Source organism: Patulibacter medicamentivorans, from assembly GCF_000240225.1.
GTDB classification, from domain to species: Bacteria; Actinomycetota; Thermoleophilia; order Solirubrobacterales; family Solirubrobacteraceae; genus Patulibacter; species Patulibacter medicamentivorans.
In genome coordinates this window covers 1-13,481 of record NZ_AGUD01000305.1, presented here as the reverse complement: position 1 = coordinate 13,481, position 13,481 = coordinate 1, and the positions used below count along the sequence as shown (strand labels likewise).

Sequence of the window (13,481 nt, the reverse complement as noted above, 5' to 3'; positions counted from 1 at the left end):
TGCGGGAGCGCCGCGCGCCTCAGCCGGTCGCCACGTCGCAGACCGCGCGGTCGTAGCGGCCGACGGCCAGGTCCTCGACCGGCACCAGCACGTGGTAGGCGCCGCCGTCGTGGATCTCGACGTCGCCGCCGAAGCCGTCGTGGATCGCCAGCAGGACGCGCCACTCGTCCTCGTCCTGGAGCTCGCCGCCGTCCTCGAGCAGCTCGCAGGCGCTGGTGCGGACGTCCTCCTCGACCGAGCACGGCTCGCCGGCCACGTGGGTGACGGCGAACGGGCGGATCCGCGGGTCGTCCCAGTCGCGCTCCTCGCCGTCGAGCCGCAGGTCGAAGCTGAAATGGCGGTAGCCGTCGACGTTCGGATCCGGGTCGAGCACGTGCAGCGGGCCGAACGCCAGCTCCTGGGCGGTCAGGAACGGCTCGGCGATCGCGCGATGGGCCGGCAGCGCCCGGACCCGCTGGTGGGGCGCCGGGTCGTCGCGCTCGTCGCCGGCGGGCGGCCACGGATCCGGCAGCGGCGGCGGGTCGACCGCGAAGACCTCGGTCCCGTCGGCGGCCACCAGGACGGTCGCCGGCCCGGGGTCCTGCGGCCGGTCGACGAGGTCGGCGAAGATCCGCAGCAGCGCCCCGTCGTGGCGCCAGCCGGTCGGGTCGGGCCAGCTGTCGTCGAACCCCGGCAGCCACGCGCAGTCGATCGCGGCCAGGAAGGTCAGCGGGATCCCGCGCTCGTTGACCGGCCACCGCTCGCCCTCGGCCAGCGGCGCGGCGCCGCCGATCAGCAGCGGGCCGCTCTCCTCCAGCCGCGCCCGCCAGCCGGGGCGGACCGCCCGCAGCGCCTCGTCGACCCGCTCCTCGGGCAGATGGCGGAGGGCGATCTCGCGGACCTCGTGGGGCGACAGCACCCAACCAGGATCGCAGCCGGCGACGGCGGGGTCGCCGCGACGAGCGCCGCGGTGTCACCCGGGTTGGGACCGCGGGTACCTTCTAGACGTGACCCGCATGACCCGCACGTACCGCGCCGTGATGGCCGTCGCCACGCCGATCGTCCGCCACTGGGGCCGGCTCGAGGTCGTCGGCCTGGAGCACCTGCCGACCGACGGGCCGGTGCTCGCGGTCGGCAATCACGACAGCTACTGGGACCCGGTCGTCGTCGGCGTCGCCGCCAGGCGCCAGCGGCAGATCCAGGCGCTGGCCAAGTCCTCGATGTGGAAGAACCCGCTGCTGGGCAAGGTCCTCGACGGGATGGGGCAGATCCCGATCGAGCGCGGCAAGGGCGACGCCCACGCGATGGACACCGCGATCGCCGAGCTCGGCGGCGGGACCTGCATCGGGATCTTCCCCGAGGGCACGATCTCGCGCGGGCAGCGGCTGCGGGCCCGCAGCGGCGCCGGCCGGCTGGCGCTGGCGGTTCCGGGGACGACGATCGTCTCGGTCGCCGTCACCGGCTCGGTCGACATCGTGCGGTTCCCCAAGCGGCCCCGGATCCGGGTCGAGTTCTTCCTGCCCGGCGGCGGCCAGGCGCAGCCCGGCGAGTCGGCCAGCGCGGTGACCGTGCGGGTGGTCGAGGAGATCCGCGAGCGGGCGCCGATCACGATTCCCGGTCGCCGCAGGACCGCCGCCAAGTACCGGGCGCGGCAGCTGGCGGTCGCCGAGGGCGCGACGGCGGAGTAGCGCCCGCCGCCGTCGACCGCGTCGTGGTCCCGGCGTGCCGGCCGGCCGTCGCGGCGTCGATCGCTGTCCGCCGTCGCGAGGCGGTCACCTGCCGGAGCGCACGGGGCGTCAGACTCCGGCGATGGCCCGCATCGCCTCGATCCTCATCGACGAACCGCGCTTCGACGAGCGCTTCCGGCAGATCCTCGACGGCACCGGCCTCGAGCCGCAGGAGTTCGAGGGCCTCGACTACTACTCGTACCTGCCGTTCTTCGTGATCGCCGGCGCGACGATCACGCCCCAGCTGCACATCCACGGCGACCACTCGCACTTCCAGGGCGCGCACGTCGACGTGCCCGACGAGGAGCTGGAGATGTTCTACGACGCGCTGCCGCAGGTGCTCGCGATGATCACCGGCGACTAGCCTGGTTCGCTCGATCCCCGGGTCGCGTCGCGGCGGACGACCGTCGCCCGCGACCGGACGGTCGTCCGCTCGGCGGGCGTCGGCTCCCGCGGGCCGGCTCCGGGGCCGATGCGGAGGGCGTGGAGCCGACCCGTGCCAACGCCCTGCGCTCGCTGTCCCAGACCGCCGGTCGCCGACGGGCGTTCGACCTGGCGCAGCAGGTCCGCGGCCGGGCGGGGAGCTTCGACGCGCTGCTCGTCCGCCGCGCGGTGCGGGTGGCCGAGGCCGTCGGACCCGACGCGCAGCCGGTGGCGCTGCTGCGTCCGGTGGTCGGGCGAGCAGGGATGAGCGTGGCCCAGGTCGCCCAGCGGGCCGGGCTCGATGCGGCGCAGCAGCACGCGCTGGCGCTGCTGGTGCCGCGGCCGGGGGAGTCGCCGTCCGACCACGCGAAGCGGCTGCTGCTGGCGCCGCGTCCCGCCGGTCACCTGGCCTGCGAGGTGCTGCGGGCCGAGCTGCGCGATCGGCTCGCCCGGGACCCGGCCTCGGTTCTCGTGCGCGAGGCCCTCGAGCGGCTCGAGCGCGAGACCCCGGTGATCGACGCCTGAGCGCCTCGGGGAGTTGGTGCGGTGACGCGCGGCTAGTGGAGCGTCTCGCCGCCCGCGGTTCGCCGCTGCGACCGCTCGTGACCCTGGACGGCGGCCTGGAAGAGCCAGCGGTCGATCTTGCCCTGGTAGACCGGGACGCCGAGCCTGATGCAGGTGGCGATGATCTCGGTCCGCTCGACGCCACGGGCGTCGGCGAGTTCCTCGGGGGTGAGGTGGTTGGCCAACAGGGGCCTCCTTGGAGCGGGTTGGGTCGCTTCCCCGCTCTTGTACCAACCGCGGTCGCCGGGACGCAACCGGAGTGCCCGGCTTCGGGCAGCGCTGGCCCACCGGTCGTGGCCCTCCCGCGGTAGCGTCGGGACATGGAGACCGGCATCGCCACCACCCGCCTGCGCCCCGAGAGCGACGAGCGGTTCGTCCCGCTGCGTCGCGAGCTGGGCGTGACGACCTTCGGGCTCAACCAGATGGTCCTGCTGCCCGGCCAGCGTGGGCGGATCCATCGCCACGCGCACCAGGAGGAGGTCTACCTGGTGCTCGAGGGGCGGCTGTCGCTGATCGTCGAGGGCGACGAGCAGCTGGTCGGCCCCGGCGAGCTGGTGCGCGTCGCCCCCGAGTTGCGGCGGCAGCTGGCGAACCGCGGACCGGAGCGCGTGCTGCTGGTGGCGCTCGGCGGATCGCAGGAGCACCAGGGCCGGGACGGCGAGGCGTTCCCGTCGTGGGAGGCGACCGAGAGCGCGCCGCCGCAGGAGACGCCGCTGCCGGGCGACCTGCCGCCCGAGGAGCTCCGCGACGGCTGAGGCGACGTCCGCCGACGCTCGTCGGGTCCTCACCCGCGGGGCCAGGGCGTCGGCGGGCCCACCGCGGTCGCGCTCGCCGTCAGTCGAAGAGCGAGGCCTGGTCGTACTGCCAGGCGCCCTCGAACGCCAGCAGCCGCCGCTTCGTCGCCGCGCCGCCGGGAGCCGAGAAGCCGCCGATCCGGCCGTCGGCGCCGACCACGCGGTGGCAGGGGACGACGATCGGGAACGGGTTGGCCCCGAGCGCCTGGCCGACCGCCTGCGCCGCCCCGGGCTCGCCGAGCCGCAGCGCGACCTCGCCGTAGGTCAGCGTGTGGCCGGGAGGGATCGTCCGGGCCAGGTCGTAGACGCGGCGGTGGAAGGCCGGCACGGCCTCGTCGTCCAGTCGCGCCGTGGCGAAGTCGACCGCCTGGCCGTCGAGCAGCGCCAGGACCTCGTCGATCACGCACTGGATCGCCGGCGGGGGAGCGCTCTCGCGCGCCTCGGGCCAGAGCCGGCCGGCCCGCCGCCGGGTCGCCTGTGGATCGCCCTCGGGCAGCTCGACCCCGGCGACGGCGTCGCCGTTCCAGGCGATCGCGCACGGACCGAGCGTGGTGTCGAAGAGGGCGTAGGCGGTGGCGGGCATCGGCGTGCGACGGGGTCACGAACCAATCTCGCATGCCGCCCGGTCGTTGCCGCGCGGTCCGCTCAGCGGTGCAGGGCGACAGCCTCCGGCAACGGCCGCGCGGGCGGCGGGTCGGCGGAGCGGGCGACCGCCGGTGGCGACTCGCTCGATCCCGACGCTCCGGCGCGATCCCCGGTCAGCAGCAGCGCCAGCACCGCCCCGAGGATGGTCGCGGCGAGCATCGCCAGCAGGTACGGCAGCATCGGTGACCGTTGACCCATGGCGCGACCCTAGCCGCGGTCGCGTGCGCCGTCGACGGCAGGCGGACGTTCGATCGATCTCGGCCCGGGAACGACGACGGGCGCCTCGTGGGCGCCCGTCGCTCGGCGGTGCTGCTCGACCGCGGTCCGCGTCCGGCAGCGAGCCGGACGCGTCGGCAGCGGCTCAGCCGCAGCCGGTGTTGTTGCCGCAGCTGGAGCACGTGTAGCACGCGCCCGTCCGCTGCATCATGCCGCCGCACTCGCCGCAGACCGGGCCCAGCTCGATGTCGGGGCCGGAGGCCACGACGCGGGCCGGGACCACCGGCGGGGTGTCGGTCGCCGCCGACAGCGCGGGAGCGCTGGCGGTCGGGGCGGCGCTGGACGTCGACTCGGCCGGTCCCGCGGTGTCGGCGGCGGGCTCGGCGTTGGCCGACTGCTCGCGCTGGCGGACCTCGTCGGTCCGGATGCCGAGCTCCTCCTGCAGGTCGGGCCCGAGGAAGCGGCTGGCCAGCCAGCGCATGAAGTAGTCGGGCATCGACTTCGCGAACGGGATCTCCGGGTTGGTGGTGATCCCCTCCGGCTCGAACCGCATGTAGGCGAACTTGCGCACGAGCGTCTCGAGCGGCACCCCGTACTGGAGGGCGATCGAGACCGAGGTCGCGAAGGAGTTCATCATGCCGCGAACGGCCGAGCCCTCCTTGCCGATGTCGGTCAGGAAGATCTCCCCGACCGAGCCGTCCTCGTACTTGCCGGCGGTGATGTAGCCCTCGTGGCCGCCGATCGAGAACTTGTGGGTGATCGACTGGCGCTCGCGCGGCATCCGCCGGCGCTTCGGGCCGAGCTCGGCGCGGACGCGGACCTCGGTCTCGGCGATCGCGCGGTTGACCGCCTCCTCGACGATCTTGTCCAGCTCGGCGGCGGCCACGACCGGCTCGTCGCTCTGGGCGTCGGTCCGCAGGGCCTGGGCCGTCTTGGAGCCGTCGCGGTAGATCGCCAGCGCCTTGACGCCGAGGCGCCAGGCCTCGATGTAGGCCTCGGCGATGTCCTCGACGGTCGCCGTCTTCGGCATGTTGACCGTCTTCGAGATCGCGCCCGAGAGGAACGGCTGCGTGGCGCCCATCATCTTGATGTGGCCCATGTGGCTGATCGCCCGCTCGCCGACGGCGACGTCGAAGACCGGCAGGTGCTCGTCTCGCAGGCCGGGCGCCCCGACGATCGTGTTGTGCTCGTTGGTGTAGGCGATGATCTGGTCGACCTGCTCGGCCGAGTAGCCGAGCTCCTGCAGCGCCAGCGGGACCGTCCGGTTGACGATCACCATGTTGCCGCCGCCGACGAGCTCCTTGTGCTTGACCAGCGAGAAGTCCGGCTCGATGCCGGTCGTGTCGCAGTCCATCAGGAAGGAGATCGTGCCGGTCGGGGCCAGCACCGTCGCCTGGGCGTTGCGGTAGCCGTGCTCGTCGCCGAGCTTGACCGCCTCGTCCCAGCTGCGGCGGGCCGCGGCCAGCAGCTCCTTGTCGTGCGAGAGCGCGTCATCGATCTCGTAGGCGGCCTCGCGGTGCATCCGCATGACCTCGTTGTGCGGCTCGCGGTTGTCCTCGTAGGCCTCGTAGGGGCCGATCGCGGCGGCCGCCTCCGCCGAGCGGCGGTAGGCGCGGCCGGTCATCAGGGCGGTGATCGCCGCGGCGGTCACGCGACCCTCGTCGGAGTCGTACGGCATGCCGCCGGCCATCAGGTAGGCGCCGAGGTTGGCGTAGCCCATGCCGAGCTGGCGGAAGCGCCGGGCGTTCTCGCCGATCTTCTCGGTCGGGTAGCTCGACGGGCCGACGACGATCTCCTGCGCCAGCAGGACCACGTCGACGGTGTGCTCGAAGCTCTCGACGTCGAACGTGCCGTCGGGGCGACGGAACTTCATCAGGTTCAGCGACGCCAGGTTGCAGGCCGAGTCGTCGACGTGCATGTACTCGCTGCACGGGTTCGACGCGTTGATCCGGCCGCTGTTGGGGCACGTGTGCCAGCGGTTGATCGTGGTGTCGAACTGGATGCCGGGATCGGCGCAGCGCCAGGCGGCCTTCGCGATCTCGTCCATCAGCTGGCGGGCGGGGTAGCTCGGCGTCGGAACGTCGGCGACCTCGCGGTTGCGGGCGATCGTCTGCCACTCGCCGCCGGCGTCGACGGCCTGCATGAACTCGTCGGTGGCCCGGACCGAGTTGTTGGCGTTCTGGTACTGGATCGAGGTGAAGCCGTCACCGTCGATCGACATGTCGAACCCGGCCTTGGCCAGGGCCTCGGCCTTGTCCTCCTCCTTGGCCTTGCACTGGATGAACTCCAGGATGTCCGGGTGGTCGACGTCGAGGACGACCATCTTCGCCGCGCGGCGGGTCTTGCCGCCGGACTTGATCGTGCCGGCCCAGGCGTCGGCGCCGCGCATGAAGGAGACCGGCCCCGAGGCGGTGCCGCCCTTGGACAGCGGCTCCATCGACCCGCGGATGTTGGAGAGGTTGATCCCCGACCCGGAGCCGCCGCGGAAGATCCGGCCCTCCTTGGTGTTCCACCCGAGGATCGAGTCCATCGAGTCGTCGACCGAGAGGATGAAGCACGCCGAGCACTGCGGCGACTCCTCGAACCCGACGTTGAACCAGACCGGCGAGTTGAACGCCGCCAGCTGGTGCAGCAGCACGTAGGTCAGCTCGGCCTCGAAGGCGTCGCCGTCCTCGGGCGTCGCGAAGTAGGAGAGCGAGCGCCCCCAGTCGGCGATCGTGCCGGAGACGCGGCCGATCATCTGCCGGACCGAGCTCTCCCGCGTCGGCGAGCCGAGCTGCCCGCGGAAGTACTTCTGGCTCACGATGTTGGTCGCGTTCTGCGACCAGCTCTTCGGGAACTCGACGCCGTCCTGGCGGAAGGCGGGCTTCTCCGGGTTGCCGATGACGGCGTCGCGGAGCTCCCATTCGATCTGGTCGAAGGGGTGCACGCCGGCCTGCGTGAACCTGCGGCGCACGGTGAGCGCCTTCTCGATCGTGTAGTCGCTGGTGAGAGGCGTCTGAGCCACGTCCGTGCCTGCCTTCGTTCCTCTTGGGGTTGCCCTGGCGATGCCCGGGGAGCGATGCCGACAGAGGTGGCAGGCCGCCCGGGCGAAGTTCGAATTCCCCCGCCTCGCGCTCAGCGCGGTGGCGACGGATGGATACCTTGACGCGCCCGCCCGACGGAACCGGTGCGGTCTCGCCCCAGACCGGCCGGGAGCGGGCGGGAAACGCCCGCAACGACTGGAAGTACGAGATCGAGCCGGCCGTTCGTCCACTCGTGTCGGTGTACGCAAGGGACCGTCGGTCCAGGCCGCGTTGGAGGGAGCGTCCGTCCCCTGATCCTACCGGGGCGCAGGCTCGCCGACGCGGTCGGCGGCGAGCCGGTCGCGGGCGTCGGCGGTCGCCGACGCCGGGCCGCTCAGCGTCCGCCGCCGAACCGCAGCCAGTCGCTGAATTCGGCCCAGCGGGCGCTCATCCGCCACCCGGCCTCGCCCATCGCGTGGCCGACCGGCTGCATCCAGCGGATCCGCCCGCTGGCGGTGATCAGCGCCCAGCCGAGCGCGGCGGCGAGCAGGATCGCGCCGCCGATCGCCGCCCACGTCCAGGCCGCGGGCTCGGTCGAGAGCTTCGGCGCCGCGGCGGTCGTGATCGGGTTGTCCTGGACGACCGCCGGCGACGGCAGCGAGACCGGCCCCGGGTTCGGCGTCGGGGTCGCGCTGGTCTGCGTCGTGGTCGTCGTCGGGGCGACGTCCTGCGTCACCGGGGGGATCTCGGGCGACGAGCCGCCGCCGGACTGCTGACCGCCGGTGCCGCCACCGCCCGACTGCTGGCCACCGCCTCCGGAGTCGCCCTTGCACGAGCCGTGGTCGGCGATCGCCTTGTCGAGCGCGGTCCCCAGCTCGGGCGTGTACTGGGCGCTGTCGCTGCCGAGCTTGGCCTTGAAGGCCTGCAGGTCGGAGAGCGAGTGCTTGCAGCCGTCGATCGTGCCGCTCTTGCGGAACTCCTGCTTGATCGCGTCCTGCCCCGAGTCGGCCAGCGCCGGGGCGGCGCCGGGCAGCAGCGCGAGCAGCAGGAGGCCGAGCAGCGCCAGCGCCCGCGCCGACGCGCGTGGCGGACGAGTGGCCGCGGCCGCCCCGGACCGGGGGCGGGCGACGGTGGTGAGACCGGTCGACACACCCCGATGGTACCGTCGTCCCCGCGCATGCACGCCGCTCTCCGTACGCTCCGGGAGGGCCGGACGGCGGGGAGGCTCCGGCCCTCGGTCGGCGGCCTGCTGCTCCTCTCGATCCTCGCCGTCGGCTTCGGCGTCGGCTTCTCCGGCGGCGGCTACGGCCAGACGGCCGCCGGCGTCTCCGTGGTCGCCGCCGCGCTGCTGGCCGTGATCGCCGCCGCGCTGATCGCCGGTGGCCTCGAGCGGATGGTCCCGCGCGGGGACGCGGCCCTCGGCACCCTGCTGCTGGCGCTGTTCGCCGCCTGGGCGCTGCTGACGACCGCCTGGAGCGTGCGACCCGACCAGTCGCTGGCCTGGGGCGCGCTCGTCTCCGGCTACGCCGCCACCGTCTTCGTCGCCGGCGCCGCCTCGCGCGTGAGCCCGCGGGCACGGCTGGTGGCCGTCGTCGCGATCCTGCTCGGGATGGCCGCGTTCGCGCTCGTCGCGCTCGTGAACCGGCTCTCGCCCGACGCGACGGTGACGATCGGCGGGCTCGAGAACGCGCGCCGCCTGCGCGGGCCGCTGGACTACTGGAACGCCCTCGGGCTGGTCGGCGCGATCGGGATCCTGATCGCCGGGCGCCAGGCCATCGACAGCGGACGCGGCTGGCGCTGGCGGGCGATCGCCGGGGCGTTCGTGCCGCCGATGGCCGGGATCGTCCTGCTCAGCCAGTCGCGCGGGGCGCTCGTCGCGCTGGTGCTGGGGATGCTGTTCGTCGGGCTCTGCTCGGGCAGCGGGCGGCTGCGGTTGCCGCTGCTGGTCGTGGCCTTGTTCGTCGCCTCCGTGCCGCTCGCGATCAGCGGCGCCGGCCGGGTCGCCGGCGACACCGTCGTCGCCCACTCCGGGCGGGCCGCGGTGGTCGGCTGCGCGCTGGCCGCGGCGATCGCCGGCGCGGTCCTGGCACTGGCCCTGCGGGCCGTCGAGCGGCGGGTCTCCTGGCCGGGGCTGCGCACGGTCCGGATCGCGCGGGTCGCGGCCGTCGCGGCGGTCGTCGCGCTGCTGGCCGCCGGCGCCGCGTTCAGCGTCCAGCAGGGCGGCGTCGGGACGGCGCTGGGCAAGGTCCGCGACCAGGTCGCCTCGGCCGACAAGATCGCGCCGGTCGCCGGCGCCGACCGCTTCCTGTCGGTCTCCTCCTCGAACCGCGCGGACTGGTGGGCCGAGGCGGTCGGCGCCTTCTCCGCCCGTCCACTGGGGGGCTGGGGCGCGGGGACCTTCGGCACCGTCCGCAAGCGCTACCGCAGCGACTTCACCGAGGTCGCCCAGCCCCACAGCCTGCCGCTGCAGGTGCTCTCGGAGACCGGCGTCGTCGGGTTGGTGCTGCTGGCGGCCGCGATCTGGCTGCTGCTGCGCGCCGCCGTCGGCCAGCTGCGGCGGCTGCCGGCGGGCCGCGAGCGGGTGCTCCAGGCGACCCTGATCGGCGTCGTCGGCGCTTGGGGGGTGCAGGCCTGCGTCGACTGGGACTGGGACCTGCCCGGCGTGACGATCCCGGTGCTGGTCGGGCTGGCGGTGGCGGCGGCCGCGCCGGCGCCCCGCCGGAGGCCCGTCACGCCCGAGGGGCGGGTCGCGCCGGCGACGGTCGTCGAGGACGCCGAGGCGCTCGATCGGCGCCCTCGGACCGGGCGCCGGATCGGGCTGCTGGCCGGGACCTTCGTGACGGCGGTCGCGCTGGCCGTGATCACGATCGTGCCGATCGTCGGCGAGCGGCTGGCCGACCGCGCACAGGACGCGACCTCGCAGGGCACGACGCCCGAGCAGCTGCGCGACGCGACCGGCGACGCCGCGCTGGCGGCCGACCTCGACCCCTTCAGCCTGCGCCCGCTCGACATCGGCCGCGCGATCAGCCAGCAGCGCCACAACTACCTCGAGGCGCGGCGGCTGGCGTTGCGCGGCGCCGAGCGCCAGCCGGACAACCCGCAGGCGTGGATCGGCGTGGCCGAGGTCGCCGGGCTGCTCGCCGATCGCCAGGGGATGCGCGACGCGGCACGGCGCGCGGTCGAGCTCGACCCCAAGGGCGTCCGTGCCCTGACCCTGCTGGGAGACGCCAACGGCCAGCTGGCTCCGCCGGAGGCGTCCGCGACGGCGACGGCGACGCCGCTTCCCGCGGTTCCGAGCGGCGGGCAGCCCTAGCCCGCCGTCGCGGGGGCGCGACCGCTCAGGCGGGTCGCGCCCCCTCGATCAGCGGGGCGCACTGGACGCGGTCGCTGCGCGAGCGGATGGGACTGCCAGCCTCCGGTCGAGTCCGGAGGGGCGCCCTTCGGCAGCTGGGCCCGGTAGCCGCAGCGCCGCGTGGAGGGTCATGGTCGACCGTGGCCCCGTCGGGGGAGATGAGCGCGAGGGCGAGACGGTTGAACATGGGACTCTCCGGGGGGAACGGCGGGCGGGGGTCGCGCCGTATCCGCATGGTGGGACCCCGGCCGGGTCGCCACATCGGCCGTAGGGATGATCCGGGGTCGGTCGAGAGTCGGTGATCGGGGGCCGATCGTCTGGGGGACGTCCCGGACGGGGAGCCGTCAGCCCTACTCGTCGTCGGGTGCCCGCTCGTCGTCGGGCGCGGCCGACCGGAGCGCCTCCAGCTCGCGATCGTGCGCGTCCCGCAGCCGTGCCAGCTCGGCGACGGCGGCGTCGCGGGTCTGCTCGATCTCGGCGATCCGGGCGGCGCTCTCGTCCTGCAGCCGCGCGACGCGGGCGTCGCCGTCCTGCTCGGCGGCGCGCATCGCGGTCCGCGCCTGCTCAGCGGCGTCGTCGGCGGCCAGCAGCTGCTCCCGCAGCTCCGCCGCCGCCTGCTCGTGGGCGGCGTCGAGGGCGGCGATCCGCGCCTCCGCCTCGGCGACCCGCTCCTCCGCCGCCGCCATCTGCTGGCGGGCCTGCTCACCGGCGTCGCCGGCGGCGAGCGCGCGGCGGTCGGCCTCGCGGCGCGCTGCCTCGGTGCTGCGGGCGGTCTCGAGCGCCGCCTGCAGCCGCCGCTCGAGATCGCCGACGCGCTGCTCGAGCCGCCGTCGCTCGGCCTGGTCGGCGAGCGAGCGGCGCGGGTCCGGCTCCTGGCCGTGGCGGGCCGCCGACTCGCGGCTCTTCAGCGCCGCCCGTGCCTCGCGCTCGGAGCGCTCGGCGGCGGCGAGCCGCTCGCGCGAGCGCCGGAGGTCCTGCTCCAGCTGGGTGATCCGCTCGCGCGAGCTGCGGCTGACGTCGCCGGTATTGGCCCGCAGGCGCTCCAGCTCGCGCTCGCGCTCGCGCCGCTCGGCGGTCTCGCGGTCGAGCCGGCGGCGGGTCTCGCGCAGCTCGCCCTCGGTCGTCTCGACGGTGCGGCCCAGCTCGCTCGCCATCGCCCGCGCCTGATCGGTCTCGCCGGCGACCTGGACGATCCGCTCCTCCAGCTCCTGGCGGAGGGCGGTCAGCTCCTGCTCGTGGCGCGCGGCCTGGGCCTCGATCGCCTGCACCTGACGCTCGGCCAGCTCCTCGAGCGCCGCGGCGTGGGCGGCCTCGGCGTCACGCAGGCGACCGTCGCGCTCGGCCTCGCGGCGAGCCAGCTCGCGCTCGTGGGCCAGCAGCAGCTCGTCGCGCTCGGCCTCGGCGGCGGCGGTGGCCTCGCGGACCTGACGCTCCAGCTCCTCGCGGGCGACCTCCTCGATCCGGGCCGCCCGGTCGTGGGTCTCGGCGGCCTGCTGGTAGGCGGCGTCACGGTCCTGCTCGAGCTCCGCGATCCGCTGCTGCAGCTCGGTGATCTGCTCGTCGCGCTGGCCGGTCTCGGCGACGACGGTCCGCTCGCGGTCGGCGTGCAGCCCGTCGAGCTCGCGCTGGTGGGCGTCGCGGAGCGCCTGCTGCTGCGCCCGGTGCTCGGCGTCGAGCGCGGCGAGCCGGGCCTCGCGCTCGTCGCGCAGCTCCGCGACCAGCGCGTCGTGCTCGGCGACGAGCGCGTCGAGCTGGGCTTGATGGCGCTGGCGGTCGACCTGCAGCGCGTGCTCGGCGGCGGCGCGCTCCTCCTCGAGCCGTCGGCCGAAGTGGTCCTCGCTGCTGGCGGCGACCTCCTCGCGCGCGGCCGCCGCCTGCTCCTGGGCCTCGTGCAGCTGCTGGTGGGCGGCGGCCAGCGCGGCGGCGTGCTCGTCGCGCTGGGCGGCGAGCGCGCGCTGGTGGTCGATCCGCTGCTGCTCGACCTGCGCCTCGGCGGCCCGTGCCAGCTCCTGCAGCCGCTCGCGCTCGGGATCGAGGCGCCCGCGCAGGTCGCGGATCCGGTGCTCGGTGGCGGTCCGCAGTTCCTCCAGCTGGCGGGTCGCCTCGGTCGCCTGGCGGCGGGCCTCGTCACGCTCGCCGTCGAGTCGCCGACGCAGCTGGCGGCCCTCGTCGAGCGCCGTGGCCGCGGCCCGGCGGGCCTCCTCGAGCTGGAGCGCCATCGCGTCGCGGTCCTCGCCGCCGAGGACCGCCCGCCGCTCGGCGGCGGTCGCCCGCTCCTCGGCCTCCGCCGCCTGGGAGAGCGCCGCCACGGCCTGTTCCTCGGCGGCCTCGAGGCGGGCGCCGAGGGCACGGACGATCTCGTCGGGACCGGCGCCCTCGGCGGCGCTGGCCTGCTGGCGCAGCCGGTCGAGCCCGCGGCGCGCCTCGTCGAGCTGGTCGGCGAGCTGCTGGCGCTCGCCGAGCGCCTGCTGGGCGACGCGCTGCGCCTCGTCGAGCTGCTCGCCGACGTCCTCGCGGACCGTCGCCAGCTCGGCCTCGAGGGCGGCGATCGCGGCGGCGCGGGTCTCGGCGTCGGTGCTGGCGGCGTCGAGGTCGCGACGGACGCTGCGCAGCTCGGACAGCAGCTCCTGCTCGACGCTCGCCTGGGCGTCGAGCTGCGCCCGCAGCTGCGCGGTCGCGGCGGCGTGCTCGGTCGCGGCGGCGGCCCGCTGCTCGTCGGCGCGTCGGGCCTGCGCGGCGAGCCCCTCCTCGGCCGCCTCGAGCCCGGCGCGGGCCG

At 75.2% G+C, this 13,481-nt stretch carries 12 protein-coding genes; 5 read left to right on the top strand and 7 right to left on the bottom strand.

The annotated features are described in order from the left end of the window. Positions 1-19 precede the first annotated feature (19 nt). Entirely contained in the window at positions 20-898 is an 879-nt protein-coding gene (locus PAI11_RS21830) for a DUF1963 domain-containing protein (protein WP_007578790.1), read from the bottom strand. 97 nt (positions 899-995) lie between these two features. On the opposite strand from PAI11_RS21830, the gene PAI11_RS21825 reads away from it, so the two are divergent. The 3 genes from PAI11_RS21825 to PAI11_RS26000 all read left to right on the top strand — a co-directional run bounded on the left by PAI11_RS21825 (position 996) and on the right by PAI11_RS26000 (position 2,654). Continuing rightward, the gene (locus tag PAI11_RS21825; RefSeq protein ID WP_040601356.1) at positions 996-1,667 is read left to right on the top strand and encodes a lysophospholipid acyltransferase family protein; all 672 of its coding nucleotides are present in this window, start codon (positions 996-998) and stop codon (positions 1,665-1,667) included. Positions 1,668-1,788: 121 nt separating this feature from the next. Beyond that, the gene (locus tag PAI11_RS21820; RefSeq protein WP_138974480.1) at positions 1,789-2,070 is read left to right on the top strand and encodes a hypothetical protein; all 282 of its coding nucleotides are present in this window, start codon (positions 1,789-1,791) and stop codon (positions 2,068-2,070) included. A 119-nt stretch (positions 2,071-2,189) separates the two neighbouring features. Next, positions 2,190-2,654 carry a hypothetical protein gene (locus PAI11_RS26000; protein WP_007578785.1) on the top strand — a complete coding sequence of 155 codons (465 nt, stop codon included), beginning with the start codon at positions 2,190-2,192 and terminating at the stop codon, positions 2,652-2,654. Positions 2,655-2,686: 32 nt separating this feature from the next. Here the strand turns inward: PAI11_RS26000 and PAI11_RS21810 are convergent, their stop codons facing one another. Continuing rightward, a complete protein-coding gene (locus tag PAI11_RS21810; RefSeq protein WP_007578783.1) occupies positions 2,687-2,878 on the bottom strand; it encodes a hypothetical protein in 192 nt (63 codons plus the stop codon). Between the two features lie 135 nt (positions 2,879-3,013). Here PAI11_RS21810 and PAI11_RS21805 point away from each other — a divergent pair, with 135 nt between their 5' ends. Next, positions 3,014-3,448: a cupin domain-containing protein gene (locus PAI11_RS21805; protein WP_007578781.1), complete on the top strand. Its 435-nt coding sequence runs from the start codon at positions 3,014-3,016 to the stop codon at positions 3,446-3,448. A 79-nt stretch (positions 3,449-3,527) separates the two neighbouring features. Here PAI11_RS21805 and PAI11_RS21800 read toward each other — a convergent pair whose 3' ends face one another. The 4 genes from PAI11_RS21800 to PAI11_RS21785 form a co-directional block, all read right to left on the bottom strand. Continuing rightward, positions 3,528-4,070, bottom strand: a complete 543-nt coding sequence (locus PAI11_RS21800; RefSeq protein ID WP_007578779.1) for a methylated-DNA--[protein]-cysteine S-methyltransferase — start codon at positions 4,068-4,070, stop codon at positions 3,528-3,530. A 62-nt stretch (positions 4,071-4,132) separates the two neighbouring features. Beyond that, entirely contained in the window at positions 4,133-4,330 is a 198-nt protein-coding gene (locus PAI11_RS21795) for a hypothetical protein (protein ID WP_138974479.1), read from the bottom strand. A gap of 163 nt (positions 4,331-4,493) precedes the next feature. After that, positions 4,494-7,355 (bottom strand): vitamin B12-dependent ribonucleotide reductase, encoded by a 2,862-nt coding sequence (locus PAI11_RS21790; protein ID WP_081488587.1) that lies wholly within the window; start codon positions 7,353-7,355, stop codon positions 4,494-4,496. Between the two features lie 392 nt (positions 7,356-7,747). Further along, the gene (locus tag PAI11_RS21785; protein ID WP_007578769.1) at positions 7,748-8,503 is read right to left on the bottom strand and encodes a hypothetical protein; all 756 of its coding nucleotides are present in this window, start codon (positions 8,501-8,503) and stop codon (positions 7,748-7,750) included. Between the two features lie 27 nt (positions 8,504-8,530). On the opposite strand from PAI11_RS21785, the gene PAI11_RS21780 reads away from it, so the two are divergent. Then, positions 8,531-10,666 carry an O-antigen ligase family protein gene (locus PAI11_RS21780; protein ID WP_007578767.1) on the top strand — a complete coding sequence of 712 codons (2,136 nt, stop codon included), beginning with the start codon at positions 8,531-8,533 and terminating at the stop codon, positions 10,664-10,666. A gap of 389 nt (positions 10,667-11,055) precedes the next feature. Here the strand turns inward: PAI11_RS21780 and PAI11_RS27615 are convergent. Then, on the bottom strand, positions 11,056-13,481 hold a 2,426-nt coding region (locus tag PAI11_RS27615), incomplete at its 5' end, for a coiled-coil domain-containing protein (protein WP_040601349.1).